Source organism: Achromobacter aloeverae, from assembly GCF_004121055.1.
GTDB lineage: Bacteria > Pseudomonadota > Gammaproteobacteria > Burkholderiales > Burkholderiaceae_B > Bordetella_C > Bordetella_C aloeverae.
In genome coordinates this window covers 509,649-535,255 of sequence record NZ_PYAL01000004.1, presented here as the reverse complement: position 1 = coordinate 535,255, position 25,607 = coordinate 509,649, and the positions used below count along the sequence as shown (strand labels likewise).

Genomic DNA, 25,607 nt, shown 5'->3' with positions numbered 1-25,607 from the left:
CCGTCCCCTCCCCGAGCCGTCACCCTCCCCCCCCGGTTGCAGGGCGTGAAATCACCGTGCAGTGGCTGCTCCAGGACATATCCCACGCCGTCTATCACGCGGGTGGCCCGCCGCCATGAAAAAAACCGTGGCCACCCTGAGGTGGCCGCGGTCTTGTGCTTGCCGCCGGCGGCGACGTTTCGGCAGCTCAGGCAGGGTTTGCCGGCACCGCGGGCTTGCCCCAGCCGGCCCACAGCTTGGCGATGGCGGCATAGTCGTCGCGGCCATGGCCAGCGGCTGCGGCCATCTCGTAGACACTGTGCGAGCCCTGGATGGCGAACAGGGGGACGCCGGCCGCCTGCGCCAGTTGCAGCGCCAGCACGGAGTCCTTGCGCGCGGCGTCCAGCGGCATGCCGCCGCTGTAGTCGCCGTTGACAATGCGCTCGGCGTAGCGATGCGTGAGCGGGCGGTGCAAGCCCATCTGCGGGTCCGACAACAGGCCGATCAGCTTGTCGCAACTGACGCCGGTGGCCGTGGCCATGGCGCCCGCCTCGGCCACCACCACCATCACGGCATGGGCCACGGCGTTGTTGATCACCTTGGCGGCGGCTCCGGTGCCCGTGCCGCCGAAATAGATCTGCCTGGGCGCGATGGCGTCCAGCACTTCCTGGCACGCGGCGATGTGCGCCGGGTCGCCGCCCATCAGCAGCATGGCCTTGCCGGCCGCCATCTGCGCCACGCCAGCCATGACGGACGCGTCGATGATGCCGATGCCGTAGGGTGCCAGCAGCCGCGCGCTGGCGTGCATATCGTCCGGATTGACCGTACTGGTTTCCACCACGATGCTGCCCTTGCGCAGCACCGGCGCCAGGTCGCGCAGGATGGCCTGTGAAATCGCCGGGCTGGGCAGCGACAGCACGACGATATCGGCGTCGGCCGCGTCTTGCGGCTGCCGCAGCGCGACGGCGCCGAACTCGGCCTGCGCCCGCGCGACCTGCGCGTCGTTCAGGTCGGCCACCTTCACCGGGAAGCGCGTGGCGATGCGCTGGGCGACGAGGTAGCCCATATTGCCCAGGCCGTAGACGGCGACGCTTTGCTTGTCCTTCATGCTTTACCTCTTGAAAAAATCAAATGCCCTTGCGCAGGCGCAGCGACATGACCAGGACGATGCCGACCAGCGAGCAGGCGGTCAGCCCCAGCAGCCCGGCCTGCAACGAACCGGTATGCTGCTTGATGGCGCCAACCGCGGTCGGCGCCACGAAACCGCCCAGGTTGCCGAGCGAATTGATCAACGCGATGCCCGAGGCCAGGATTTTGGGCTCCAGCGACATCGCGGTCATGGACCAGAAGACCGAGTTGCAGGACTTGTAGCCAATCGCCGCCAGCGTCAACGCGAACAGCGCGAACCAGGGGCTGCCCGTGGTGGCCAGCGCCATGCCCACGGCCTGCAGCAGCAAGGCGCAGCCGACCAGCAACTTTCGGTGGCCCTTGTCGTCGGTGAACCTGGCCAGGACGTACATGGCGATCACCGCGCCTATCCACGGGATCGAGGACAACAGCCCTACCTGGAAGTCATTGATGTCCTTTATCTGGCGCAGGATACCCGGCAGCCAGAATGTCACCGTATAGCCCGTCATCACGGAGATGAAGTAGATCGCGCACAGCGTGAGCACCGGTCGCTGCAACAGCAGGCGCCATTGCGGTTTCTGGCCCTGCACCGTCTTACGGCTGGCGATGTCGCGGTCCACCGCGCCTTGCAGCTCCCGCTTTTCCTCGGCGGTCAGCCACTTGGCCTCGCCGATGGACGACACCAGGTAGCGGATGCTGACCAGGCCCATCAGCATCGAGCCGCCGCCCTCGATCAGGAACATCCAGCGCCAGCCCGCGATGCCGGCCATGCCATGCATGGTCAACAGCGCGCCGCTGATGGGACCGGTGACGATATAGGCCAGGGCCGAGGCGCTGAGGAAAATCGCCACCGCGCGGCCGCGATGGGCGTCGGGCAGCCAGGTGGTCAGGTAGAAGATAACGCCTGGGAAGAAGCCGGCCTCCATCAGGCCCAGCATGAAGCGCAGGAAGTAGAACGTGTACTCGCCTTGCGTGAACGCCATCAGCAGCGTCACCAGGCCCCATGTGACCATGATGCGGGTCAGCCACAAGCGCGCGCCGTAGCGCTGCAGCAGGACGTTGCTGGGCACCTCGAACAAGGCGTAGCCGACGAAGAACAGCCCGGCGCCCAGGCCGAAGGCCGCCGCGCCCAGGCCCAGGTCGGCCTTCAACGCGTCCTGGATGAAACCCAGGTTGGTGCGGTCGACCTGGTTGACCAGCAACATGATGACGACCAGAGGCATCATGCGCACGTAGAATTTACGCACCGCCGATTTCAGCGCGGTGCTGTCCTCGGCAAGGCCGGTGACGGTGTGAGGGGTGGCGCTCATGATTCCTGACTATCTCCTTTGAGGATCGTTGTGTTTTGTGCGTGGCCGACACACGGCCACGGTCTCGCGCATGGGACCATGGCCCGGTCCATGTGCCGCCCGAGCGCGGGAACGGCGGGTAGCGACCCCTGCGTCGCCGTGCCGCGGTCGGTCCGGAGGGCACCAGCCGGCGCCGGCCGGCACCAGCGGGCACCCGCGGGGCATCGCGCCCGCGTGGCGGCCCGGGCCTACTTCGCCACGGCCAGCGGCTGCTCGTGCAGGCCGAAGTACATGCTCTTGACCTGGGCATACAGCCGCAGGCCATCTATGCCCTTCTCGCGGCCGATGCCGCTGTTCTTGAAGCCGCCGAACGGCGTGCTGGTCACCGACTGCTTGTAGGTATTGATCCAGACCGAGCCCGCCTCCAGCGCGCGGCCGATGCGCCAGGCGCGCTTGAAGCTCTCGGTCCAGATACCGCAGGCCAAGCCAAAGGCCGTGCCGTTGGCCTGGGCGATGAGGTCGGCCTCGTCCTTGAAGGGCAGCGCCACCAGTACGGGGCCGAAGGCCTCTTCCTGGCAGGACGCCGCGCGCGGCCCCAGCCCGTCTATCACGGTCGGCTCGAAGAACGCGCCCTTGTCGAAATCCGGCCCTTGCGGAATGCCGCCGCCGCAGAGGATGCGGCCGCCTTCCTGCCGCGCGCGCTCGACGAAGCGGATCACCCGTTCGCGATGGTGGAAGGACGCCAGCGGCCCCATCTCCACGCCCTCGGCATCGGGCAGCGCGACGCGCAGGCCCTTGGCCCGCGCCACCACGCGCTCGACCACTTCGTCATAGCGTTCGGCCTGCACGAACAGGCGCGAGCCGGCCACGCAGGATTGCCCCGCCGAACCGAAGATACCCGCGACCACGGCGGCCACGGCATGGTCCATGTCGGCGTCCGCAAAGACGACGTGCGGCGACTTGCCCCCCAGCTCCAGCGCCGCCGGCACCAGGCGCTCCCCGGCCACGCGGCCGATGGCGCTGCCGGACACGGTGCCGCCGGTGAAGGAGATCATGCGCACGCCGGGATGCGCCACCAGGGCGGCGCCTATTTCCGCGCCGCGCCCCTGCACCACTTGCAGCATGTCCGCGGGCAGGCCGGCGGCCAGCGCGATGCGCGCCAGTTCCGGCCCCAGCAGGGGCGAGTCCTCGGAGGGCTTGAGCAGCACGGCATTGCCGGCGGCCAGCGCCGGCGCCACCTTGGTGGCGTCATTCATGATGGGCGAATTCCAGGGCGTGATGGCCGCCACCACGCCGTAGGGTTCCAGCACGGTAAAGGACAGATAGTCGCCCCGGCTGGGCGTCACATCGGTCTCGATGGTTTCGCAAACCGCCGCGTAGTAGCGGAAAGTGCCGATGGCCGATTCGACCATGCCGCGGCATTCGCCCAGGGGCTTGCCGTTGTCGCGCATCTGCAGGTGCGCCAGCTTTTCCTTCTCGGCGGCCAGGCCGTCGGCGATGGCGTTGAGCACCAGCGCGCGGCGGTGCGGCAGCAGCGATTTCCAGCCGGAATGATGGAAGGCGTGCCAGGCCCGTTCGACGCAGCCGTCCAGTTCGGCGACGGAAGTGATGCGGACGCGGCCGACTTCTTCGCCGTTGGCCGGATTGGTGCTGATGAGGTATTCGGAAGATTGCGACATGTGCGACACCCAGTCTTGAAGTGCCGCCAGTCTGCGGGTCGCTTCCGGCCTTGGCAACGAGCACGTTGTCGCCATTTTTTCCAATGAAATTATCAATAACGCCGGCATTGACAAGGAGGGCGCGATGCTACACTCCGCGCAACTACCACCAGTCCCCTATGTCCCAGAAATCCGCCGCGGCCACGCATCGCGCCCCGTTCGAGACAGATCTGCCCGACCAGGTACGCACGGTGATCGAGGCCATCGAGACCGACATCATCCGTGGCCGCATCCTGCCTCGTACGCGCCTCATCGAAGACCACCTGATGGAGGACTACGAGGCCAAGCGCCACGTCGTGCGGGCGGCGCTGGTGGAACTGCAACGCCTGGGCGTGGTGGTCAAGCCGCCCCATGTGGGCGCGCAATTGCGCCGCTTCGACCTGCGCGAACTGGCCGATCTCTACCGGATGCGCAGCGTGCTGCACCATGCGGCCGTCGCCATGATGCCCATGCCGCTGGAAGGCGAGCGCCTGGCGGCCTTGACGCGGGCCATGCGGACCCATGCCGACGCGGCGGCGTCCGGGAACCTCATCGCCATCCACCGCAGCAACATGGCCTTTCATCGCGAGTTGTACGGGCTCTGCGACAACCCCTACCTGGCGGAATCCATCCGCCTGCACGACTGGCTGAGCTTCCCCGCTCGCGCCTATGGCGTCGCCGATGCCGGCGCGCTGGAGCAGGCCTGCCGCGAACACGCCGACATGGTGGACGCCCTGCGCACGGGCGACCGCGCCCGCCTGGACCAGCTTTCCCAGCGCCACATGGAACGCGCCCGCGACATCTACGTCGGTAAATTCCTCGACGCCTCCGCACCGCGCAGGGGATAGGGATACACTCTTGTCAGGCCGCCCCCACGGCTGACGGCAAGCTGATACGACGGGCGCATGACGGCCGGGCTGGGCAGCCTGCCGGATCCGCATGGCCCTGTCAGGGGCGCACAAGATACGGAACATGGGAGGGTAAGCATGGAACATCCGCGCGCACGGCCCGAGGTGCTGGTGCTGATGGGCGTCGCCGGCTGCGGCAAGACGACCGTCGCGGCGATATTGTCAGGCCGGCTGGATTGGCCTTTCGAGGAGGGCGACGCCCTGCATCCGCCGGCCAATGTGGAAAAAATGCGGTCCGGCCATCCGCTCAATGACGACGACCGCAAGCCCTGGCTGGAATCGGTGGCCACGTGGATCGAGCAATGCCTGGACAGCGGCTCCGATGGCCTGATCACCTGCTCCGCCCTGAAGCGTTCCTATCGGGAACTCATCAATCGGCGCGGCCATGGAGTCACCTTCGTCTACCTGCACGGCTCGCGCGACCTGATCGCCGAGCGCCTGGCCACCCGCCACGGCCATTTCATGCCGGCCAGCCTGCTTGACAGCCAGTTCGCCACCCTGGAGGAACCCGCGCCCGACGAGCCCGCCGTCCGCGTGGAAATCGGCGGGTCGCCATCCGCCATCGCCAACGACATCCTCAAGAAGCTCGGATTGCAAGCCAACACGGGAAAAAAGGAGACCCCATGAACCCGTCCACGGAGCTCAATCCGCACGACATCCAGGTATTGGTTGTCGCCGCGGCCGGTATTGCCCTGCTCGTCCTGCTTATCGTCTGGTTGAAGCTGCACGCCTTCCTGGCGCTGACCATCGGCGCCCTGTTCGTGGGCGTGGGCTCCGGCATTCCGCTGGAGAAGGTCACCACCTCCTATGAAAACGGCGTCGGCGGGGTGCTGGGTTACGTCGGCGTGCTGATCGCCTTGGGGGCCATGCTGGGCAAATTACTGGCCGACTCCGGCGGGGCCGATATCCTGGTCGACCGGATGCTGCGCGGCCGCCCCGCCACGCTACCCTGGAAAATGGCGCTGGTGGCCAGCATCATCGGCATCCCGATGTTCTTCGAGATCGGCCTGGTGCTGCTCATCCCCGTGGTCATGCTGGCCGTGCACCGGTCCAAGGGCCCGGCCATGCGCCTGGGCATCCCGGCCCTGGCCGGCTTGTCGGTGCTGCACGGCTTCATTCCGCCGCACCCCGGCCCCCTGGCGGCCATCGCCATCCTGCACGCCGATGTCGGCCTGACGCTGGGGCTGGGCCTGCTCATCGCGATACCGACCGTCATCGTGGGCGGTCCGCTGTTCGGCGCGCTCGCCGCCCGCATGGTGCCGGTGGGCGCGGCCGGCGCCGCCTACGCCGTCACGGCGTCGGGCAAGGCCGAGGCAGGGGCCGAGACCGCTGCCAACGGCGACGATCCCAAGCCCAGCCGGCAGCCGTCCTTCGGCGCGACGCTGATCACCCTGCTCTCTCCCATCATCCTGATGCTGGCCAAGGCGGCGTCGGATATCTGGCTGGACAAGGCGTCGTCCTTGCGGCACCTGTTCGACTTCATCGGCGACCCCGTGTTCGCGCTGCTGTTCGCCGTGCTGCTGGCCATGGTCACCTTCGGCACCGCCGTCGGCTTCTCGGTCCCCGTGCTGGCGAAGAAGATCGGCAACAGCCTGATGCCCGTGGTGGGCGTGATGCTGATCGTCGGCGCCGGCGGCGGTTTCAAGCAATCGCTGGTGGACGGCGGCGCCGGCCAAGCCATTGCCAAGATCGCCCTGTCCACCGGCATGTCGGTCCTGGTCCTGGCATGGATCGTGGCGGTGCTGATCCGCCTGGCCACCGGCTCCGCGACCGTGGCCACGGTGACGGCCGCCGGCATCATCGAAAAGCTCGCCGTCGGCATGCCGCAGACCCACCTGTCGCTGGTGGTGCTGGCCATCGGCGCCGGCTCGGTGTTCTTCTCGCATGTCAACGACGCCGGGTTCTGGCTGGTGAAGGAATATTTCGGCCTCAGCATAGGGCAGACCATCAAGACCTGGTCGTTCATGGAAACGATACTGGCGGTGATGGGGCTGATCCTGACCTACGCGCTGTGGCAGTTCATTTAGCCTGGCAGGCAGTTGATCCAAAAAAAGGGAACCCGGTGGGTTCCCTTTTTTTTCCGTGCCCGTGCCCTTGCTTTCCATGATCCGCGACCAGACCGCGCGCACGACGACCCGTCGCCGAAGGTCGCACGCCGCTACATGCGCATCGCGCATTAGAAAAAAAGAAATGCGTATAGAGGCCACGCGCCGGGCTGCCTTACCATCGACTGCCTCGACGCCAGCGCCACGTAGGCGTCATCGCAAGCACACCCACGAGAGGCCTCATGTCCATGAACCAAGCGCGGCACGTCGTCATCGTCGGCGGCGGATTCGCGGGCACCGTCACCGGCATCAAGCTGGCACGCGCCACGCCGTCCCCGCTGCGCATCAGCATCGTAGAAAGCCGCAACGAAATCGGTCGCGGCATCGCCTACGGCACGCGGCTGCCCGTCCACCTGGTCAATGGCCCAGCGAAGAACTTCACGCTGTATGCCGACCAGCCCGAGCACCTCGCCAACTGGTTGCGGGAACAGGCGGCGCGCGACGGCTGGACGCCGCCGACCGGCGTGGCCTGGAGCGATGCCTTCCCGCCGCGATACCTCTATGGCGATTACGTGCAGGCCGAACTGGAGACGGCGCTGGCCCAGGCCCCGCACCCGATCGAATTCCGCCACGTCGTCGATCGCGCCATCGACCTGGAACGCGCCGGTGACGGACGCTGGACCGTGCGCCTGGTGTCCGGCCGCAGCCTGCAGGCCGATCGTGTCGTGCTGGCGACCGGCTTGTTCACCGCCACGCTGGGCCGCGGCGATGTCGAGGTCGACCCGGACCTCATCGCCGAAGGACGCGTGGTCGACGACATCTGGACCAGCCCCTCCGCCGATCTGTCGGATGCGCGCGACGCCGTCGTCATCGGCAACGGCCTGTCCGCGCTCGATGCCATGCTCAGCGCGGACGCCCAGGGTTTCCGGGGCCATTTCCACGGCATCTCGCGCCGCGGCCTGCTGGTCGCGCGCCGCCTGGACGTCACGCCCTGGCCGCCCTTCCTCGATGCGCAGGCCCTGCCCGCCACCTTGCGACAGCTGGTGCGCCAGGTGCTCGCCACGCACGCCGCCATCCGCGACGCCGGCGAAAACTGGCAACGCCTCACCGGCGCGGTGCGACCCCATGTGCCGGCCTTGTGGAACCAGGCCAGCAACGCCGAGCGCAAGCGCTTTATCCGCCACTTGCGGGCCTATTGGGAAATCAGCCTGCACAAGGCCGCGCCGGCGTCGGCGACATGGCTGGAGGGTTTGCAGCAGGCCAGCCGCTACAGCAAGCTCACAGGACGGGTCCGCCGCATCGCACGCGCCGGCAGCGGCCGCATCGCGGTCACCTGGCAAGCGCGCGGCGAGGCGAAAACCCGCACATTGGAGGCGGACCGCGTGTTCAACTCACGCGGTTTCGATTTCGACTGGACCCGCATCGACGATCCGCTGCTGCGCCAGCTGGTGGCACGCGCCTATGTCGTGCCGCACAGCACCGGCTTCGGCATCGACGCGGTCTCGCAAACCGGGGCCGTACGCTCCAGGACCCTGGACACCACGGGACTCTATGCCGTCGGCCACCCCATGCGCGGCGTGAATTGGGAGTCCAACGCCATCGGCGAACAAGTGGCCGGCGCCACCGCCACCGCGCAAGCCCTGGCCCACTCACTGCAGACGGCGCTGGCAACGGCGGCTTGACCGGCAAGAAGATAGGGCAAGGCTGACGAACAAGGGGGTCGCCGAGTAATACGGCCGCCCGCCGCCTTACTCGCTGCGCTCAGGCCTTTGTCGCGCCGCGCGCCGCCGTCTTGCGCGACTCCGCCAGGGTTTCCTGGGCATGCGCGGTCAGCACGTCCAGCGCGCGATCCAGCACCGCCCGCTCTTCCTCGCTGAGCACCGCGAGCAGTTGCTCGTTCCGCTTGACGGCGCGCGGAAAGACCTTGCGGTAGAGCGCCTTGCCCTGCGCGGTCAGGCTCAGCCGCACGCCGCGACCGTCGCTCTCGTCCGCGCCCCGTTGCAACAGGCCACGCTCGATCATGTCCGAAACCGTGCGGCTGGCCTGGCTCTTGTCCAGGTTCACCTCGCGCGCCAGGCCTTGCAGGGACATCGGCGCATCAGCGCCCAACATGCCGATGATGCGCCACTCGCGTGGATCCACGCCGAACTCGCGCTGATTGGTTTCGGCGGCGAGGCGGCTCCAGGTGCTCGCCAGCATGTTCAGGCGAAAGGAGATCAACTCCTTGAAACTGCGCGGGCGCGCGTCCGCCGTCCCGCGGACGGAGGAGGAGGCCGGCGACGACGTTTTGCTTACGTTGGCGGGAGCTATGGTCATGATCTGGAGTTGTCCTGGAGATAAGCCATGCCGCCCCCTCACGCGGAGCGAGGAGCGGCAACGGCGGCCGCGCCCGCATTGCGCAAGGGATTCAGGCCGCTACGGGCGACGCGCCCATGCAAGGGCCTGCCCAGCGCCCCTTCGCACTCTTCCACGGTGGACAGCAGCCGGTCCATGTCGATGCCGGTGCTTATGCCCATGTTCTCGAACAGGTCCACCAGGTCTTCCGTGCATACGTTGCCGGTATGGCCGCCGCCGTACTTGACCTTGGCTGGGTGGCCGCCGACGCCGCCAAAGGCGCAGTCGAAATGCCGCACGCCCGACTCCAGCGCCGCGACATAGTTCGCCAGGCCGGTGCCGCGCGTATCGTGGAAGTGGGCGATGGGCACCACGTCGGGATACTCGGCCATCATGCGGCGAAAGAGCGCGCGCGTGGTGACCGGCGTCGCGGTGCCGGTGGTGTCGCCGAGCGTCACATGGCGCACCCCGCAATCGCGCATCCGGCCCACGTCCTCGATCACGGTCGCCGGGTCGACATGGCCTTCGAATGAACAGCCGAACGCCATGGAGATCGTGCCGACCAGGCGAAACCGGCCATCCGCCACGGCAGCCATCTGGCGGATATTGGCCCACTGGTCCGAACGGCTGCGGGCCAGGTTCTTCATCGAATGCGTTTCCGTGGCCGACACCAGCAGGCTGATCTCGTTGGCGCCGAATCCCGCACTTGCATCGGCCACCGCGCGCTCGACCGCGCGCCCATTGGCGCACGTCGCCTTGTAGTAGACCCCCGCGCGGCGCGGCAGCGCGCGCAGCAGGTCGCTGGCGTCGGCGAATTGCGGCACGACCTTGGGGTTGCTGTACGAAGTCGCCTCCACCCGGGCGAACCCGATATCCGCAAAGCGTTGCACCAGCGCCGCCTTGGTGGCGGTGGGCAGGAAGTCCGGCTCGTGCTGCAAGCCGTCGCGGGCGAAGCACTCGCACAGCACGACGTTGCGGCCGTCCTGTTCCAGCGGCGATCCCGCGCTCGTGTGATGGACGTCGCTCATTTGGCTACCGTATCCCGTTCGATTTTCCAGAGTTCAACCGCGTAGTCACGCAGCTTGTTCTTTTGCACCTTGCTGCTGCCGGTCATGCCGATATGCTCGAACGTGTCGACCAGCGCCATGTAGCGCGGCACCTTGAAGTTGGCGCAGCGCGCCTTGCACCAGGCGATCAGTTCCTCGCAACTGCTCTGCTGCCCGGGCTTCAACAGGACGAAGGCGCCCGCGACCTCGCCCAGGCGGGCGTCCGGCACCCCGACCACCTGCGCCATCCGCACCGCCGGATGACCGTGCAGGACTTCCTCCACTTCCGCGGGCGCGACGTTCTCCCCGCCGACGCGGAAGAGGTCCTTGAGCCGGCCGACCATGCGCATGCGGCCGTCCGCGCGCTGGTCGCCCATGTCGCCGGTACGCAGCCAGCCGTCGGGGGTGAAGGCGCGGGCGCTGGCTTCGGGCAGGTTGTAGTAGCCCCGCATGACGTTCCACCCGCGCACCTGGATTTCCCCGCGGCCCGCGCCAGGCGGAACGATGGCGCCGGTCTCCGCGTCCGCCAGCCGCACCTCCACGCCCGGATGGGGCAGCATGTAGCCGTCGCGGCGCAGCTCGAACGCATCCTCGCGGTCGCTCACCAGCACATTGGGCGACGCCTCGGACTGTCCGTAGGCGTTGCACACGTAAGGCACCCGCATCACGTCGCGGATTTTCTGCATGACCTCGGGGCCCGCCGCGGCCCAGCCGCCCTTCAGGGACAGGCGGCCGGGATCGAAGTCGGCGTGCCCCATCATCATCAGGAAAATCGTGTCGTTGCCCGAGGTCAGCGTGCAGCGCTCTTGCTCCAGGACCGCCAGCGTTTGCGCGACATCGAACTTGGGCAGGCTCAGCAGGCAGCAGCCCGTGACCAGGCTCACCAGCACCGACAAGGTGCTGCCCGCGACATGGAAGAAAGGCCGGATGCTGAAATAGCGGTCGTCCGCCGTCACCCCCATGCGGCGCGCGACCGAGGCCGCGTCGCCCAGCATGTTGTAGTGGCTAAGCATGACGCCCTTGGGAAAGGAGGTCGTGCCGGACGTGTATTGCATCAACAGCACATCGTCGGGCGTCACCTCGCCGGCCAGCCGGTCCAGCTCCTCGCCGGAAACATCCGTGCCCGCCGCCAGGAAGTCCGCCAGGGTCCAGGCTCCCCCCGGCGCCTGGCCCTCGCCCACCATGACGGCGGCGACCAGGCGGGGCAGCGCGTCACCGGGGAGGCGCCGGTCGATCGCCGGCTCGACCTGGCGCAGCAGGTCCGTGAAGTCGATGCCAAGAAAGCGGTCGGCGTAGAGCAGCAGCTTGACGTCGGCCTGCTTCAGGCAGAACTGCAATTCCTCGGCCTTGAAGCGCGTGTTCACCGGGACGGTGACCGCGCCCAGTGACGCGCACGCGAAGAATGCGGCGATCCACAGCCCCGAATTGCCCAGCATCACGCCGACGTGATCGCCCCTGCGGATGCCGGCCTTGTGCAAGGCGGCCGCCACTTGCCGGCTTTGCGCGCGCAAGGCGGTCCAGGTCAGGCGCTCACCCGGCCCCACATAGGCTTCCCGGTCCGCCCGCTCCCCTGCCGTCGCCCGCAGGACTTGCGGCAGGGTCACCGGAACGGGAACGCCCCCGTCGTCAAGAAGCCGCATCGCGCTTCTCCTTGCCAAAGCCCGCTATCGCCTGCCGCCAATCGCTGTGCCTGAGATTGCGCTGGATGGCAAGCAGCTCTATCGCCATAGCGCCTTCGCGCGTGGTGTCCAGCCCATCGTCGATGCTCTGCTTGGTCAACTGGACGGTAAGCGGGTTGGCGGCGGCAATGCGTTCGACCATGCCGGCCACGGCGGCATCGAAGGCCTCGGGTTCGTACACATGGTTGACCAATCCCAATTGCAGCGCCTCTTGCGCATCGATGGTCCGGCCGGTGAACAACAGCTCCTTCGCCATGCGGCGGCCGACGATGCGCGGCAGGCGCTGCGTCGCGCCGACGGTGCCCCAACCGACTTCCGGATACTTGAACGCCGCCTGCGTCGTCGCGAGAACGAAGTCGCACGCCCCGGCGATTTCACAGCCGGACCCGAAGGCCGCGCCGTGCACCGCGGCGACCAGGGGCTTGGACAAGGCCTCCAGCGCGGCATAGGCGGTAAAACCGTCCACCCGGCGGGCCACCATGTCGGCCGCGCTCATGCCCTGGCGCTCCTTCAGGTCCGCCCCCGCGCAGAACGCCACGCCGCGCGCCCGCAGGACGACTACCCGCACGGCGTCGTTGGCGTCCAGCGCCTCGCAGGCCGCGGTCAGCTCATGGCACATGCGCAGGTTCAGCGCATTGCGGCTGTCCGGGCGATTCAACCATAGCGTGGCGATCCCGCCCGCCAGTTCGAGCTCCAGCGTTTCGTATACCGGTAACGTACTCATTCCCGTTCCTCAATCCTGTAGTTTCATGCCGGTGGCCTTCACCAGCTCGGCGAGCCTCTCGCCGTCCGTGCGTATGTATTCGGTGGCCTGCTGCTTCTGCTGCGGCATCGCGATGGCATTCTGCGCCGCCAGTATCTTCTTGAATTCGGGCTGCTCCTGAGTCCTCTTCAACGCCTGCGCCAGTTTGTCCACGACCGCCGCCGGCGTGCCGGCCGGCACGGCCAGGCTGTACCAGGACCCCGACACCATGTCGGGCAGGCCGGACTCGGCGAACGTGGGGACGTGGGGCAGGTCCGGCGACCGCTCCTTGTTCGCGTACGCCAGCGCCCGCAACCTGCCGGACTTGATGAAGGGCAGCACGGCGGAAATATTGAGCAATCCCACCGGCACGGTGCCCGCCACCAGGTCGTTCGCGGCCGGCGCCGCTCCCTTGTAGGGCACATGGACCAGGTCTATCCTGGCGTAGTACTTGAACATCTCGGCCGCGATATGGGGCGAGCTGCCCATGCCCGCCGATGCGTAGTTGAGCTTGCCAGGCTCCGACCTGGCCAGGGCGATGAAGGCCTTCAGATCCTGCGCGGGGAGCGACGGATGGACGGTCAGGATATTCGGTACATTCGCCACCATGCCGACGAAAGCGAAATCGTCGATGCCCTTGTAGGGCACTTTGGTCGCCGCGGGCGTCACCGTGTGCGCGGCGGCGGTCCCCAGCAGCAGGGTGTAGCCGTCCGGCGCGGCCTTGGCCACATAGGCAGCGCCTATGCTGGCGCCGCCGCCGGGCTTGTTCTCGACGATGACCGATTGCCCCAGGATCTCGCCCAGTTCTTTCGCCAGCGCGCGCCCCAGCAGGTCCGCGGGACCGCCCACCGCGTAGGGGTTGACCAGCACGAGAGGATGGGAAGGATAGGCATCGGCGGCCATGGCGCGCGGCAATATCATGCATAGCGCCAACGCCAGCCCACTGCGACGCAAGCTGTTCATCGATAGTCTCCTTTGGCGTGATCGGCCCGCGGTATTGCGAGCTCGTGTGCTACACCGCCCCCACCTCACGCAGGCGCGTGATCTCCGTCGTGTCCAGGCCCAGCTTTTCCCGCAGGACTTCTTCGGTGTGCTCGCCCAGCAGCGGCGGACGACCCACCCGCGGATCGTCCATGCCGTCGAACCGCAGCGGCACGCGCAAGCCCTTGAAGCCGCCGACCAGCGGGTGCTCGAAATCCACCACCATGCCCCGCGCCGCAACGTGCTCGTTGGCCAGCACCTCGTCGACCTGGAGGATGGGACCGGCGGGCACGCCCGCGGCATCGCAGCGGCGGCATAGCTCGTCCCTGTCCAGGCGCCCTATCGCCCGCTGCAGGCCGGCCATGATCTCCTCGCGGCGCGGCAGGCGGTCGGCATTGCGGGCCAGGGTCGGGTCGGCGCCCCAGGCTTCCAGCCCCAGCAGGTTGCACAAGGGCGTCCAGTGCTGGTCGCTGCCGGTAATCTGCACCCACTTGCCGTCCGCGCACAGGAAGGCGGCCGACGGGATGCGGCCGGGATGCTCGGTGCCCAGGCGTTCGGGCACCTCGCCCAGGGCGAACCAGCGGGCCGCGGCGAGCGACAACAGGCCCACCTGTCCGTCGAACATCGAGAAATCCACGTGGCACCCGCGGCCGGTCTTGTCGCGGCCGGCGAGGGCGGACAGGATGGCGATGCAGACCCACAAGCCGGAACTCAGGTCCGCGACCGGAAGGCCGGGCTTGACCGGGCCGCCGCCCCGCTCGCCGGTCAGGCTCATGATGCCGCACATGGCCTGGAACACCGTGTCGTAACCCTTGCGCCTGGCGTAGGGGCCGGTCATGCCGAAACCGGTGCAGCTGACGTGGACCAGTTTTTCGTTCAGGCCGGATAGCGTCGCGTAGTCCAGGCCGTATTTCTTCATCGTGCCGACGGGGAAATTCTCCAGCAGCACATCGGCCTGGGCCGCCAGGCGGCGCACGATATCCTGGCCGTCGGCCGCGCGCAGGTTCACCGTGATCGACCGCTTGCCGCGGTTGAAGGCCATGTAGTAGGCGGAGACATCGCCCGCGTCGCCCTTCACCACCGGTTCGAAATCGCGCGTCTCATCGCCCGTCCCGGGCTGCTCGACCTTGACCACCTCGGCGCCCAGTTCCGCCAGGATCATGGAGGCGAAGGGGCAGGCCAGCACCCGCGACAGGTCCAGGATGGTGATGCCTTCCAGCGGTCTCATGCCTTGTCCTTGCGAAAGCCGCGCATCATGACGTTGGCGTCGCGCCCCACCTCCAGGGCTTGCGCCAGGCCCAGGTCGGCGGCGCGATGGAAGGCGCGCTTGGTCGTCGCCATGGCGATCGGGCTCCATTGCGCCACCTTGCGCGCCAGTTCCAGGGCGGCGTCCAACACCTGCTCGTCCGGCACGACACGATTGCACAGGCCCCATGCCTTGGCGGCGTGGCCATCCAGGGGCTCGGCCAGGGCGACCAGCTCGAAAGCCTGCTTGCGGCCCACCTGGCGCACCAGGTTGGCCATCACCACGGCGGCGACGATCCCGTGCTTGAGTTCCGGATAGCCGTAGCGCACGGTCTCCGACATCACGCACAGGTCGCAGGCGATGGCCAGGCCGGCGCCACCGCCCAGCGCGTTGCCCCGGACCGCCGACACCACCGGCTTGTTCATTTGGGAGAAGACCAGGTGCAGGCGGGTCGTCAGGTCCGCGCGGGCGCTCACTGCCTGCGGATCCTGCGGCGTCAGGGCGGAAAACTCCGTCGTGTCGGCGCCCGCGCAAAAGGACTTGCCGGCGCCGGTCAGGACCACGGCGTTGATGTCCGCGGCGTGGTCCGCCTCGCGCAGGCCGTCGAGCAATTCCTGCGTCAGGCGCGTATTCAGCGCATTGTGCTTTTCGGGCCGGTTCAGCGTCAGGATGCGGACAGCGTCGCGGTCTTCAATCAGCAGGTGTTCCATCTTGGTTTCGTCCATCCGTCGGAGGGGTCTTGGAGTGTCAGCCGGCCATCGCCCGCAGCCGGTCGGTCACTTGCGCCAGTTCGCTCACCAGCCGCGCCATGACGGCGGCGGCCGGCTCTATGCGCGAGACCAGTCCGGCGGACTGGCCCAGTTCAACCTTGCCCCACTCGACGTCGCCGTCCAGCGCGGCCTGCTTGAGCGTGCTTTTCTTGAACAGGGCCACGTAGTCCTCTTGCGGCAACTGGTCCCGTTCGGCATCGAAGACCGCACGGGCAAAGGCATTGCGCAGGCCGCGTATGGGCAGGTCGCGGCGTCCCACCAGGGCGGTGTCCTGGACGTCCGCGGCCAGGACGGCGGCCTTGTAGTTGGCATGGACGGTGGCTTCCTCGGTCAGCAGGAAGCGGGTGCCCAGCTGCACGGCGTCCGCGCCCAGCGCCAGCAAGGCGGCGATGCCCCAGCCATCGGCCACCCCGCCGCCGGCGATGACGGGAACGGACACCTCCTGCAAGACGCGCCGCACCGTCACCAGGGTCGTGACCTCGCTGGCCGGCGGATGGCCGCCCGCCTCGGCGCCCACCACCACCAGGGCATCGACGCCCGCGTCGGCCGCCTTGCAGGCGTGCTCCAGCGTGGCGACGACCTGTATCCAGATCGCACCGATTCCGCGAAAGCGCGCCAGGTGCGCTTTCGGACTGCCCTGCGAGGCGATCACCACGGGAACCCGGCGCGCATGCATGGCGTCCAGGATGTCGGCCGCGCCGGGGCGGTATAGCGGGATGTTCACTGCGTATGGCCTGCCGGTCGCGGTCGCCAGCTGGCCCAGGACATGTTCGAAATCGTCCGGTCGCAGCGGTCCCGCCGCGAGCACGCCCAGCCCGCCCGCGTTCGACACCGCGGCCGGCAGGGCCGCGCTGGATGAAGCCCAGCTCATCCCGGCCTGCACGATGGGATGGTCGATGCCGAGCATGGTGGTGATACGCGTGCGCATGGCCGGTGGCTGCCTATCCTTGTTAGATAGTTGATAAATTAAACTATCTAGTGGATGAAATCAACTATCTGTGGACAGCGTGAAAATCGGCCCCGCCCCGGCGATCTACACCCCGGCGACTTGCGCCAGCATGCAGGACTGGTCGCGCTTGTAGGGAAACACGCGTGCGCACAGGAAATCGACCAGGGCCCTGACCTTGGGCGAGGGATGCTTGCTGGCTGGCCACAGGACGTTGAATTCGCCGGTCCATTCGACTTCGTCATCGAGCACCGTGCGCAGGTGCCCGGCATCCAGCAATGCGTGCACCGAAAAATCAGGCAGGCAGGCGATCCCGCGCCCTTGCAGCGCGAAGCACAGCCGCGTCTCGATGTTGTTGCAGATCATCGAGACCGGCAGGGCCAGTTCGGGCTCGCCGGCCGCGCGGCGCAGCGGCCAGGGCTCCAGCTTGCCGCTGGTCGAATAGCGATAATGCAGGCAGGCGTGTTCCAGCAGATCGGCCGCCCGGCGCGGCGTGCCCCGCCGTTGCAGGTATTCAGGCGACGCCACCAGCAGGCGCGTGAACGTCCCCAGCCGGCGCGCGGACAGACGCGAATCCACCGGCGCCCCGGTCCGGACGACAGCGTCGAACCCTTCCTCGATGACATCGACCAGCCGATCGGAGAAATCCAGGTCCAGCTCGATCTCCGGATAGGCCTGCATGAACTCGCCCAGCACCGGCAGCACAAGCGCGCTGACCAGCGGCAGGCTCACGCGCAGGCGTCCCCTTGGCGCGCCGGTGGCCTGCGACAGTTCCAGTTCCGCCGCCTCGATCTCGGAAAGAATGCGGCGGCTGCGCTCCAGGAACAGCGAGCCTTCGGCGGTCAAGGTAATGCTGCGGGTGCTGCGATGAAACAGGCGCACGCCCAGCCTGTCTTCCAGCCGCGCCACGCTCTTGCCCACGGCCGACGCCGATACGCCCAGCAGCCGCCCCGCGGCCACGAAACTGCGCGTCTCGGCGACCTGCACGAACACCATGAAACCGTTCAGGCTGTCCATCCCGTCCACCCCTGCCCCAATTACGGACAAAAACGTCCGTAGAAATCGGAACTGTACCCCGCTTTTTCTTTAATACGGGACTTCCTAAGCTGCCGGCATGGTTTATGAAACGAAGGATGCCACCTTGACCTCCCTGCCCCAGCCGAACGGGGAATGCGCACTGCGCGCTTCCACGGTCCGTCTCGCCACCACCACTACCGTCGCCGACACCCGCGCGACCGCCACGCCGCCCCACGCCGACAACGCGTTGCCCTGGCCCGCCTTGCTGGCGCTCGCCATGGCGGCCTTTATCACCATCCTGACCGAAGCGCTGCCCGCGGGACTGCTGCCGCAGATGGGCGTAGGCCTCGGCGTCTCGGAAGCGCTGGTGGGCCAGCTGGTGACGGTCTATGCGCTGGGGTCGCTGCTCACGGCCATCCCGCTGACCGCCCTCACGCAAGGCTGGCGCCGGCGTCTCCTGCTGCTGGCCGCCATCGGCGGCTTCGTGCTCGCCAACACCGTCACGACGCTATCGGAGAGCTATGCATGGATCCTTGCCGCCCGGTTCGTCGCGGGTGTCTCCGCGGGACTGTTGTGGGCCCTGCTGGCAGGCTATGCCGCCCGCATGGTGCCCGGCCACCTGCAAGGCCGCGCCATCGCCATCGCCATGGTGGGCACGCCCCTGGCCTTGTCCCTCGGCGTGCCCGCGGGCACCTGGCTGGGTAGCTGGCTGGGATGGCGCGCATGCTTCGGCGCAATGAGCCTGCTGGCCCTGGCCTTGATGGCGCTGGTGCGGGCGCGCGTGCCCGACTTCCCCGGCCAGGCGCGCGGCGAGCGGCGGCCGCTGGCGCGGGTCTTCACCCTGCCGGGCATCCGGCCCGTGCTCTTCGTGGTGTTGACCTACGTACTGGCCCACAACATCCTCTACACCTATATCGCGCCCTATCTCGCCGCGGCGGGCATGGCGCGGCGCACGGACCTGGTGCTGCTGGATTTCGGCATCGCTTCGCTCGCGGGCATCTGGGTCACCGGCGTCCTGATCGATCGCCATCTGCGCGTCCTGTCCCTGCTTGCCACGATACTGTTCGGCGCGGCCGCGCTCTGGCTAGGCCTGGCGGGCGGCCACCCCACGGCCATCTACCTGGCCACCGCCATCTGGGGGCTGTCCTTCGGCGGCGCGGCATCGTTGTTCCAGGCGGCATTGGCCAAGACCGCGGGGGCGGCCGCCGACATCGCGCAATCGATGCTCGTCACCACGTGGAACCTGGCCATTGCCGGCGGAGGCCTGATCGGCGGCGTGCTGGTCGATCGGTTCGGCACGGACGCGTTCACCCCCATCCTGCTGGCCTTGCTGGCCGCGACGCTGGCCACGCTGCTGCGGGCACGACGCCACGGCTTTACGCCGCCGTAGGTCTCAGGCAGCGCCGTCCAGGACCCGGTCCACGGCGGCCACCAGGTCGCGGAGATCGAAAGGCTTGGCCAGGAAGGCCGAATAGTGGGCGCCGCAGGCGTCCGACACGACGTCCTCCGACAAGCCGCTCATCACGATGCAGGGCACATCATGCAGATAGGCGTTGTCCCGCATCGCGACCAGCAGGGACGCGCCGCCCATGCCCGGCATCATGACGTCGGAGACGACCAGGTCGGGCTTCAGTTCGATCATGCGCGACAGCGCCGTCAGTCCATCCGTTTCCATATAGACGCGATGCCCTGCATTACCCAGGGCATCCCGCACCACGCTTGCGAGGGTGGCCTCGTCATCGACCACCATGATCTTTGCCATATTTACTCCATCGCGCCACGCGCGACCGCCGTATCCGAACCTGGCCGCGCTGCGCGGCCATTCAGGGCGCCCCGGGGACGAGGCGCGAGGCGCGATGGTAGCAAGTAACGTTCCCGGGCTTCGGCCGGCCCTGACGTCCCGCCGTGGCGTCGCGGGCGCATCAGGACCTGGGCAAGGTCAGCCCTCGCCCGCCGTGCCCGCGTCGTCGCACGCCACCGGCCATTGCCGGAACAGGCAATCCGGCCCCAGCGCCGAGATGCTGTTCAAACCCAGCATCGCCAGGTTGCGCGACACTTCCTCGTGCAGCAGGGTCAGGGCATGGTCCACGCCCGCGCGGCCGCCCACCGCCGCCGCGTACATGAAGGGCCGGCCCGCGAACACGCAGGCGGCGCCCAGCGCCAGGGCCTTGAGCACGTCGCCGCCCCGGCGCACGCCGCCGTCCATCATCACCGTCATGCGTCCGCCGACCGCGTCGACGATGCGCGGCAAGGCGCGCAACGGCGCCACGGCGCCGTCGAGCTGCCGGCCGCCGTGGTTGGACACGATGATGCCGTCCGCGCCGCAGTCGAGCGCCTTCAAGGCATCGCCCTCGTGCAGCAGGCCCTTGATCACCAGGTTGCCCCGCCATTGCTTGCGGATGGCGCGTACGTGGGACCAGTTCAGATGCTCGCGGCCGGTCGTGTCGCGCAAGGCGCTCAGGGACAACATGGGCGCGCCGCGGGTCGCGAAGGAGTTCTCGAAATGCGGCATGCCGTGGCGCAGCAGGGTGCGCGCGAACGTGCCCAGCAGCCAGCGCGGCCGGATCATGCCATCCCAGGCCAGGCGCAGGCTGGGCCGCAAGGGCATGGAGAAGCCGGTGCGGACATTGTTCTCCCGGTTCGCCCACACGGGCAGGTCCACGGTCAGCACCAGGGTCTCGAAACCGGCGGCGGCGACGCGCGCGACCAGGCCCTCGATGCGGGAAGTATCGCCGGGCAGATAGGCCTGGAACCAGGTTCCCGGCGCCGCCTCGCGCACTTCTTCCATGCGGATCAGCGACGTGCCGCTCATGATGGCGGGAACGCCGGCCGCCTGCGCGGCCTGCGCCAGCACGATGTCGCCGCGATAGGCGGAAATCGCGCTGATCCCCACCGGCGCGATGCCGAAGGGAGACCGGTAGTCCTGGCCGAAAAGGCGCACCCCGGTGTCGCGTCCGCTGACATCCACCATGACCTGGGGGCGGAAACGGTAATCGTCGTACTGCAGGCGATTATCGCGATAGGAACGGTTGGTTTCCGCCGCGCCGACGATATAGCCGAATAGCGGACGCGGCAGATGGCCGCGGGCGGCCGCTTCGAAGTCGTCCAGGCACAGCAAGGGACGCAGGCGGCGCGGCAGGGATGTCAGCGGCGCATAGGCGGCGCGGGCGGGCGGGGACGTAGGCGAGGACGAGGACATGGCCAGGAAGTAATCGGATGGAAAGGACGATGACGCGGGTGGCGGCGCGCCGGACTGCGCGGCCGGACCGCGGGCAACAGCGTAGCCCCAACCTATTAGACGAAAAAAGTGAATAATTTAAAACCTGTCTATTCGCTTTTATCGAAAATTATTCCCCGGTGCCACGATGACCCTCAAACAACTGGAAGCCTTCTACTGGGCCGCGACATGCGCCAGCTTCGCCATCGCCGCCGAACGCCTGCATCTTTCCGTCTCGTCGCTGTCCAAGCGCATCAGCGAGCTGGAGAGCGGCCTGGCCCAGCCGCTGTTCGACCGGCGCTCCCAGCGGGCGCGCCTGACGCCGGCGGGGGAAAGACTGCTGCCGCGCGCCCAGGCCTTGCTGCAACAAGCCCAGGACTTGCGCGCGGCGATGGCCCGCCCCGCCGAAATCGAAGGCGTCTGCCGCTTCGGCGTGGGCGAGCTGACGGCGCTTACCTGGCTGCCCAAGCTGGTGGCGGCAGCGCGCAAGCACTACCCGCGCCTGCGCATGGAGCCCTACGTCGACGTGGGCGGAGAATTGCGGCGGCGCTTGCAGAACGGCGCGCTGGACTTCGCCGTCATCGCGGGCGACCCGGCGTCGCCATCGATACGCCCGTTAGGGGCGGCCCGCTATACCTGGTGCGCGGCGCCATCGCTGGCGGCGGATGCATCGCGCCTCGCGCCCGACCTGCTGCGGCGCCATCCCTTGATTACCCTGCCGCGCGAAGCCGGCACCACCCGCATCCTGGACAATTGGCTGACCCGCAACGGCCTCGCCACGGTCCAGTCGCTGACCTGCAATAGCTGGGGCGCCGTGGCTGGCCTGCTGCTGGAAGGCATGGGCATCGGTTTCCTGCCGGTCAGCTGGGCGACGGCGCTATCGCAGCGGGGCGCGTTGCGCATCCTGCGCGCGCGCCCCGCCCTGTCGGACCTGCCCTATGCATACAGCCACCGTGACGACGATACGCGGCCGTTGATCGACGCCATGTACGCCCTGGCGCGCCGCACGGTGGATTTCAGCATGGCCGTGCGGCTCCTGTGAAAAATGCCTCGCGGGGCCATTTCCGTGGCCCCGCGAGGCGAGCTTCGTGACGTGCAATGCCCGTGCTGGCCCGCCATATGGTTTCAGCGGAACCCAGCGGGCTTCAACGCCGGCCGGCGCGCGTCTCGCGGAGGAAAAAGGCCGGCGCCGGAGGCTGGAAGACTAGGCGGTCACGCCGGTGCCCCTGCTGGTCCTGAACAGGTCATACGTCGACCTGGGCAGATCGAGACCATAGATGCTCTTGTTGTCGCCGCCGACATTGGCCCGATCCAGGATCGCGTGGACCGTGGAATCGAGGTCCATGAAACCACGTTCGCCGTTATCCAAGGGCTGTGTATCCGTGAAAGCGCGGGTGGCGGGGTGTGCCAGTGCGAGGTTGCCTATCGTGTTCATGAGGAAGATCTCCAAGGAAGATGCGCGGGGAATGGATGCGCAAGAGGAAGGTACACAGGGCTGCCTCGCGAAGGATGCTCGGCAAAAAAACATGACCCGGTAGCGTGCCTTGGTCGGGACATGGGCAGCGCGCATACGGCGCCACCCATGCGGCTCGACGGCGATATTCCGTGTAGGTTCACATGAACGTCGCGTCGGTTCCCTTCCCTTGGCCCTTGGCATCGACCCTCGGTGCGGCCGCGGCGCCGTGCGCAAGCCTCCCCGCCCTACCGCTTCCCCCTCAGCGCCGAAATCGTCGTCCTGGGCGAGATCGCGTCCTGGCTGACGCGCAGTTCGATCAGCGCGGGGCGGCCGGCCGCGCGGGCGCGTTCAAAGGCCGGCGCGAAATCCTCGGTGCGCAGCACACGCTCGCCGGCTGCGCCATAGGCCTGCGCCAGGGTGACGAAGTCGGGATTGTGCAGGTCGGTGGCATAGACGCGGCCAGGATAGTGCCGCTCCTGGTGCATGCGTATGCTTCCGTACATCGCGTTATTGACGACGATGAAAATGACGTTCAGCCCGTACTGCACCGCCGTCGCCATTTCCTGGCCGTTCATCAGGAAGCAGCCGTCGCCGGCGAAGCAGACCGCCGTTCGCGCCGGGTCGTGCAGCTTGGCGGCGATGGCGGCGGGAACGCCGTACCCCATGGTGCCGCTGGTCGGCGCCAGCTGCGTGCGTATGCCCCGGTACTGGTAGAAGCGCTGCACCCACAAGGTGTAGTTGCCCGCCCCATTGGTGATGACCGAATCGGCCGGCAGGACTTCGCGCAGATGCTTGACGATGACGCCCAGGTCCACGTCGCCCGGCATGGGCGTCGGTTCAAGGTTGCGAAGGTAATCCTGGCGGGCTTGCTGGCGCCATGCGGCCCAGGGACGTTTTGCCGGCGCGGGCAGGCGCGCCAGTTGCGCGGCGAACGCGGCCACGCTCGCATTGACGCCCTGGTCGGCCTGGTACACGCGGCCCAGTTCCTCGGGATCGGCATGCACGTGGACCAGGCGCTGGCGCGGCCGCGGCACGTCCAGCAGCGTGTAGCCGTTGGTGGTGGTCTCGCCCATGCGCGGACCGATGGCCAGGATCAGGTCCGCGTCGGCAATGCGCTGCGCCAGCCGGGGGTCCATGCCCAGGCCCGCTTCGCCCACATAGCACTCATGCTGGTTGTCGAGCAGGTCCTGGCGGCGAAAAGCGCACGCGACGGGCACGTCGTGGGCCAGCGCGAACGCGCCGATGTCCCGGCTGGCCTCGCGGGTCCAGCCGCCGCCGCCCAGGAGCGCCAGGGGCCGTTCGCTGGCCGCCAGCATCGCCGCGATCTGGTCCATCGCCTGCGGCGTCGGCGCCGCCTGCGCCAGCCGATACGCCGGCGCGTCGGCCACCACGGCCGCCTCGGCGAGCATGTCTTCCGGCAAGGCCAGCACGACCGGGCCGGGCCGGCCCGACATGGCGATATGGAAGGCCCGGCTGACGAACTCCGGGATGCGCCGCGCATCGTCGATCTGGTCCACCCACTTGGCGATGTGGCCGAACATGTGCCGGTAGTCGATCTCCTGCCACGCCTCGCGGCCGAAGCAGTCACGGGCGACCTGGCCGACGAAGACGATGAGCGGCGTGGAATCCTGCCGCGCCGTATGGATGCCGATGCTGGCGTTGGTGGCGCCCGGGCCGCGCGTGACGAAGCAGATGCCGGGACGGCCGGTCAGCTTGCCATACGCTTCCGCCATATGCGCCGCTCCGCCCTCCTGCCGGCAAACGATCAGCCGCATCGCCTCGCGGGCATCGTGGAAGGCATCGATCGCCGCCAGGAAGCTTTCCCCCGGCACGCAAAAGGCCGTGTCCACGCCGTGTATCCGCAGCGCGTCGACCAGGATCTGGCCGCCCGTGCGGGAAGGCGTGGCGGTGGCGGTTTGACTCATGACATCTCCTTGATCTCGATTTCTTGATACCGCGCCGCCACCGGGTCGCCGGCGCGGCAAAGATAATGCGGCCCCAGGCCGCGCACGTCGGGGCATCCCAGCAGGGCTAGGTCGACGTCGATCTCGCGCGCCAGCAGGCCCAACGCATGCGCGACGCCGGCGCCGCCACCGGCGGCCAGCCCGTACATGGCGGGTCGGCCGATGAAGGCGGCGTGCGCCCCCAGCGCCAGCGCCTTGAGCACGTCGGTGCCCCGGCGCACGCCGCCGTCCAGCAGGACGGTCAAGCCCGGGGCGGCCGCCACGATGGCCGGCAGCGCATCCAGGGGCGCAACCGCGCCGTCGAGCTGGCGGCCTCCGTGATTGGAAACGAAAATCCCGTCCAGGCCCAGCGCGCGCGCCTGGACGGCGTCCTCGGCACGCAACACGCCCTTGACAAGCAGGCGGCCGTGCCAGCGGTCGCGTATCCAGGCGATCTCATTCCAGGTCATGGCCGCGCGGCCGGCCCGGTGGTCGCCCTTGGCCGCCGTAATGATGGGGCCGCCACGCTCCGCCGTGAAGTTCTCGAAATGCGGCATGCCGCGCCGGACCAGCGTCCGCAGGCAGGTCCCCAGCAGCCAACGCGGGTGGCTCAGCCCGCCCCAGGCCAGGCGGGGCGACAGCCGCAGCGGAATGCTGAAGCCATTGCGCAGCTCATTCTCCCGCGCCGACGCGATGGGCACGTCCACGGTCACCACCAGCACCTGCACGCCGGACGCCGCGACGCGCCGCAGCAGCGGCGCCACGATTTCGGTCCTGGCCGGCAGGTAACCCTGGTACCACATCTCCGGGTAGACCTCCGCCACCCGTTCGAGCGGCGTCGTGGACGCGGCACTCAGCACGAAGGGCACGTTGGCCGCGCGCGCCGCGCGCGCCAGCGCAAGGTCGCCTTCATAGCCGCAAAGCCCCGCCACCCCCATGGGGCTGATGCCCAGCGGCGACGCATACTCCCGCCCGAACAACGTCACCGCCTGCCGCCGTTGCGCGACGTTGACCAGCGGCTGCGGCAGGAAGCGCCAACCGGCATAGGCGGCGCGGTTGGCGTGCAGCGAAGACTGGTCTTCGCTGCCGCCATGCACGTACCCGTAGATGCCTGGCGGCAGGCGCCGCCGGGCGGCGCGTTGCAGGTCGGCGATGGAAAGCGCCCGGCTTGCACCCATGCCCAT

At 68.2% G+C, this 25,607-nt stretch carries 23 protein-coding genes; 6 read left to right on the top strand and 17 right to left on the bottom strand.

Going from position 1 to position 25,607, the window contains the following annotated elements; translation table 11 throughout:
- Nucleotides 1-187: 187 nt before the first annotated feature.
- The 3 genes from C7R54_RS16475 to C7R54_RS16465 form a co-directional block, all read right to left on the bottom strand.
- Nucleotides 188-1,087 carry an NAD(P)-dependent oxidoreductase gene (locus tag C7R54_RS16475; RefSeq protein WP_129151511.1) on the bottom strand — a complete coding sequence of 300 codons (900 nt, stop codon included), beginning with the start codon at nucleotides 1,085-1,087 and terminating at the stop codon, nucleotides 188-190.
- A 19-nt stretch (nucleotides 1,088-1,106) separates the two neighbouring features.
- Complete coding sequence (locus tag C7R54_RS16470; RefSeq protein ID WP_129151510.1) at nucleotides 1,107-2,417, bottom strand: MFS transporter; 1,311 nt, start codon at nucleotides 2,415-2,417, stop codon at nucleotides 1,107-1,109.
- Nucleotides 2,418-2,644: 227 nt separating this feature from the next.
- Nucleotides 2,645-4,075, bottom strand: a complete 1,431-nt coding sequence (locus C7R54_RS16465; protein WP_129151509.1) for an aldehyde dehydrogenase — start codon at nucleotides 4,073-4,075, stop codon at nucleotides 2,645-2,647.
- Between the two features lie 158 nt (nucleotides 4,076-4,233).
- On the opposite strand from C7R54_RS16465, the gene C7R54_RS16460 reads away from it, so the two are divergent.
- The 4 genes from C7R54_RS16460 (at nucleotide 4,234) to C7R54_RS16445 (ending at nucleotide 8,728) form a co-directional block, all read left to right on the top strand.
- Nucleotides 4,234-4,941: a GntR family transcriptional regulator gene (locus tag C7R54_RS16460; protein WP_192903674.1), complete on the top strand. Its 708-nt coding sequence runs from the start codon at nucleotides 4,234-4,236 to the stop codon at nucleotides 4,939-4,941.
- A gap of 138 nt (nucleotides 4,942-5,079) precedes the next feature.
- Nucleotides 5,080-5,628 (top strand): gluconokinase, encoded by a 549-nt coding sequence (locus tag C7R54_RS16455; RefSeq protein ID WP_129151507.1) that lies wholly within the window; start codon nucleotides 5,080-5,082, stop codon nucleotides 5,626-5,628.
- On the top strand, nucleotides 5,625-7,028 hold the full coding sequence (locus C7R54_RS16450; protein WP_129151506.1) for a GntT/GntP/DsdX family permease: 1,404 nt from the start codon (nucleotides 5,625-5,627) through the stop codon (nucleotides 7,026-7,028). Before C7R54_RS16455 ends, C7R54_RS16450 begins: the two co-directional genes overlap by 4 nt.
- A 260-nt stretch (nucleotides 7,029-7,288) precedes the next feature.
- Entirely contained in the window at nucleotides 7,289-8,728 is a 1,440-nt protein-coding gene (locus C7R54_RS16445; RefSeq protein WP_129151505.1) for an FAD/NAD(P)-binding protein, read from the top strand.
- Nucleotides 8,729-8,807: 79 nt separating this feature from the next.
- On the opposite strand, the gene C7R54_RS16440 is transcribed toward C7R54_RS16445, so the two are convergent.
- From C7R54_RS16440 to C7R54_RS16400, 9 genes are all read right to left on the bottom strand, one after another.
- Entirely contained in the window at nucleotides 8,808-9,362 is a 555-nt protein-coding gene (locus tag C7R54_RS16440; protein WP_129151504.1) for a MarR family winged helix-turn-helix transcriptional regulator, read from the bottom strand.
- 38 nt (nucleotides 9,363-9,400) lie between these two features.
- Nucleotides 9,401-10,408 (bottom strand): hydroxymethylglutaryl-CoA lyase, encoded by a 1,008-nt coding sequence (locus tag C7R54_RS16435; RefSeq protein ID WP_129151503.1) that lies wholly within the window; start codon nucleotides 10,406-10,408, stop codon nucleotides 9,401-9,403.
- Entirely contained in the window at nucleotides 10,405-12,066 is a 1,662-nt protein-coding gene (locus C7R54_RS16430) for an AMP-binding protein (RefSeq protein ID WP_129151502.1), read from the bottom strand. The genes C7R54_RS16435 and C7R54_RS16430 overlap by 4 nt, the downstream gene beginning before the upstream one ends.
- Nucleotides 12,053-12,829 carry an enoyl-CoA hydratase/isomerase family protein gene (locus tag C7R54_RS16425; protein ID WP_129151501.1) on the bottom strand — a complete coding sequence of 259 codons (777 nt, stop codon included), beginning with the start codon at nucleotides 12,827-12,829 and terminating at the stop codon, nucleotides 12,053-12,055. The genes C7R54_RS16430 and C7R54_RS16425 overlap by 14 nt, the downstream gene beginning before the upstream one ends.
- Nucleotides 12,830-12,838: 9 nt before the next feature.
- Complete coding sequence (locus C7R54_RS16420) at nucleotides 12,839-13,810, bottom strand: Bug family tripartite tricarboxylate transporter substrate binding protein (RefSeq protein ID WP_129151500.1); 972 nt, start codon at nucleotides 13,808-13,810, stop codon at nucleotides 12,839-12,841.
- A 49-nt stretch (nucleotides 13,811-13,859) separates the two neighbouring features.
- Nucleotides 13,860-15,056, bottom strand: a complete 1,197-nt coding sequence (locus tag C7R54_RS16415; RefSeq protein WP_129151499.1) for a CaiB/BaiF CoA transferase family protein — start codon at nucleotides 15,054-15,056, stop codon at nucleotides 13,860-13,862.
- Nucleotides 15,053-15,784, bottom strand: a complete 732-nt coding sequence (locus tag C7R54_RS16410) for an enoyl-CoA hydratase/isomerase family protein (protein WP_129151498.1) — start codon at nucleotides 15,782-15,784, stop codon at nucleotides 15,053-15,055. The genes C7R54_RS16415 and C7R54_RS16410 overlap by 4 nt, the downstream gene beginning before the upstream one ends.
- A gap of 37 nt (nucleotides 15,785-15,821) precedes the next feature.
- Nucleotides 15,822-16,772 (bottom strand): NAD(P)H-dependent flavin oxidoreductase, encoded by a 951-nt coding sequence (locus C7R54_RS16405; protein ID WP_129151497.1) that lies wholly within the window; start codon nucleotides 16,770-16,772, stop codon nucleotides 15,822-15,824.
- A 105-nt stretch (nucleotides 16,773-16,877) separates the two neighbouring features.
- Nucleotides 16,878-17,807: a LysR family transcriptional regulator gene (locus C7R54_RS16400; protein WP_129151496.1), complete on the bottom strand. Its 930-nt coding sequence runs from the start codon at nucleotides 17,805-17,807 to the stop codon at nucleotides 16,878-16,880.
- A gap of 277 nt (nucleotides 17,808-18,084) precedes the next feature.
- Here C7R54_RS16400 and C7R54_RS16395 point away from each other — a divergent pair, with 277 nt between their 5' ends.
- On the top strand, nucleotides 18,085-19,197 hold the full coding sequence (locus C7R54_RS16395; RefSeq protein ID WP_240039567.1) for an MFS transporter: 1,113 nt from the start codon (nucleotides 18,085-18,087) through the stop codon (nucleotides 19,195-19,197).
- A 3-nt stretch (nucleotides 19,198-19,200) separates the two neighbouring features.
- Here the strand turns inward: C7R54_RS16395 and C7R54_RS16390 are convergent, their stop codons facing one another.
- A complete protein-coding gene (locus C7R54_RS16390) occupies nucleotides 19,201-19,569 on the bottom strand; it encodes a response regulator transcription factor (protein ID WP_129151494.1) in 369 nt (122 codons plus the stop codon).
- A gap of 177 nt (nucleotides 19,570-19,746) precedes the next feature.
- Nucleotides 19,747-21,006, bottom strand: a complete 1,260-nt coding sequence (locus C7R54_RS16385) for an alpha-hydroxy acid oxidase (RefSeq protein ID WP_129151493.1) — start codon at nucleotides 21,004-21,006, stop codon at nucleotides 19,747-19,749.
- Between the two features lie 166 nt (nucleotides 21,007-21,172).
- On the opposite strand from C7R54_RS16385, the gene C7R54_RS16380 reads away from it, so the two are divergent.
- A complete protein-coding gene (locus tag C7R54_RS16380; protein ID WP_129151492.1) occupies nucleotides 21,173-22,066 on the top strand; it encodes a LysR family transcriptional regulator in 894 nt (297 codons plus the stop codon).
- 162 nt (nucleotides 22,067-22,228) lie between these two features.
- Here the strand turns inward: C7R54_RS16380 and C7R54_RS16375 are convergent, their stop codons facing one another.
- The 3 genes from C7R54_RS16375 to C7R54_RS16365 form a co-directional block, all read right to left on the bottom strand.
- Nucleotides 22,229-22,459: a hypothetical protein gene (locus tag C7R54_RS16375; RefSeq protein ID WP_129151491.1), complete on the bottom strand. Its 231-nt coding sequence runs from the start codon at nucleotides 22,457-22,459 to the stop codon at nucleotides 22,229-22,231.
- Between the two features lie 266 nt (nucleotides 22,460-22,725).
- On the bottom strand, nucleotides 22,726-24,405 hold the full coding sequence (locus C7R54_RS16370) for a thiamine pyrophosphate-binding protein (protein ID WP_129151490.1): 1,680 nt from the start codon (nucleotides 24,403-24,405) through the stop codon (nucleotides 22,726-22,728).
- The gene (locus tag C7R54_RS16365) at nucleotides 24,402-25,607 is read right to left on the bottom strand and encodes an alpha-hydroxy acid oxidase (RefSeq protein WP_240039555.1); all 1,206 of its coding nucleotides are present in this window, start codon (nucleotides 25,605-25,607) and stop codon (nucleotides 24,402-24,404) included. The genes C7R54_RS16370 and C7R54_RS16365 overlap by 4 nt, the downstream gene beginning before the upstream one ends.

What these genes read in the sequence shown, in the direction of transcription:
- C7R54_RS16450 (WP_129151506.1), top strand. Translation starts at nt 5,625, where the DNA reads ATGAACCCGTCCACGGAGCTCAATCCGCACGACATCCAGGTATTGGTT.
- C7R54_RS16455 (WP_129151507.1), top strand. Translation starts at nt 5,080, where the DNA reads ATGGAACATCCGCGCGCACGGCCCGAGGTGCTGGTGCTGATGGGCGTC.
- C7R54_RS16390 (WP_129151494.1), bottom strand. Translation starts at nt 19,569, where the DNA reads ATGGCAAAGATCATGGTGGTCGATGACGAGGCCACCCTCGCAAGCGTG.
- C7R54_RS16415 (WP_129151499.1), bottom strand. Translation starts at nt 15,056, where the DNA reads ATGAGACCGCTGGAAGGCATCACCATCCTGGACCTGTCGCGGGTGCTG.
- C7R54_RS16465 (WP_129151509.1), bottom strand. Translation starts at nt 4,075, where the DNA reads ATGTCGCAATCTTCCGAATACCTCATCAGCACCAATCCGGCCAACGGC.
- C7R54_RS16460 (WP_192903674.1), top strand. Translation starts at nt 4,234, where the DNA reads ATGTCCCAGAAATCCGCCGCGGCCACGCATCGCGCCCCGTTCGAGACA.
- C7R54_RS16395 (WP_240039567.1), top strand. Translation starts at nt 18,085, where the DNA reads ATGGCGGCCTTTATCACCATCCTGACCGAAGCGCTGCCCGCGGGACTG.
- C7R54_RS16470 (WP_129151510.1), bottom strand. Translation starts at nt 2,417, where the DNA reads ATGAGCGCCACCCCTCACACCGTCACCGGCCTTGCCGAGGACAGCACC.
- C7R54_RS16410 (WP_129151498.1), bottom strand. Translation starts at nt 15,784, where the DNA reads ATGGAACACCTGCTGATTGAAGACCGCGACGCTGTCCGCATCCTGACG.
- C7R54_RS16430 (WP_129151502.1), bottom strand. Translation starts at nt 12,066, where the DNA reads ATGCGGCTTCTTGACGACGGGGGCGTTCCCGTTCCGGTGACCCTGCCG.
- C7R54_RS16400 (WP_129151496.1), bottom strand. Translation starts at nt 17,807, where the DNA reads ATGGACAGCCTGAACGGTTTCATGGTGTTCGTGCAGGTCGCCGAGACG.
- C7R54_RS16385 (WP_129151493.1), bottom strand. Translation starts at nt 21,006, where the DNA reads ATGTCCTCGTCCTCGCCTACGTCCCCGCCCGCCCGCGCCGCCTATGCG.
- C7R54_RS16365 (WP_240039555.1), bottom strand. Translation starts at nt 25,607, where the DNA reads ATGGGCATGGGTGCAAGCCGGGCGCTTTCCATCGCCGACCTGCAACGC.
- C7R54_RS16475 (WP_129151511.1), bottom strand. Translation starts at nt 1,087, where the DNA reads ATGAAGGACAAGCAAAGCGTCGCCGTCTACGGCCTGGGCAATATGGGC.
- C7R54_RS16370 (WP_129151490.1), bottom strand. Translation starts at nt 24,405, where the DNA reads ATGAGTCAAACCGCCACCGCCACGCCTTCCCGCACGGGCGGCCAGATC.
- C7R54_RS16425 (WP_129151501.1), bottom strand. Translation starts at nt 12,829, where the DNA reads ATGAGTACGTTACCGGTATACGAAACGCTGGAGCTCGAACTGGCGGGC.
- C7R54_RS16440 (WP_129151504.1), bottom strand. Translation starts at nt 9,362, where the DNA reads ATGACCATAGCTCCCGCCAACGTAAGCAAAACGTCGTCGCCGGCCTCC.
- C7R54_RS16445 (WP_129151505.1), top strand. Translation starts at nt 7,289, where the DNA reads ATGTCCATGAACCAAGCGCGGCACGTCGTCATCGTCGGCGGCGGATTC.
- C7R54_RS16420 (WP_129151500.1), bottom strand. Translation starts at nt 13,810, where the DNA reads ATGAACAGCTTGCGTCGCAGTGGGCTGGCGTTGGCGCTATGCATGATA.
- C7R54_RS16435 (WP_129151503.1), bottom strand. Translation starts at nt 10,408, where the DNA reads ATGAGCGACGTCCATCACACGAGCGCGGGATCGCCGCTGGAACAGGAC.
- C7R54_RS16380 (WP_129151492.1), top strand. Translation starts at nt 21,173, where the DNA reads ATGACCCTCAAACAACTGGAAGCCTTCTACTGGGCCGCGACATGCGCC.
- C7R54_RS16375 (WP_129151491.1), bottom strand. Translation starts at nt 22,459, where the DNA reads ATGAACACGATAGGCAACCTCGCACTGGCACACCCCGCCACCCGCGCT.
- C7R54_RS16405 (WP_129151497.1), bottom strand. Translation starts at nt 16,772, where the DNA reads ATGCGCACGCGTATCACCACCATGCTCGGCATCGACCATCCCATCGTG.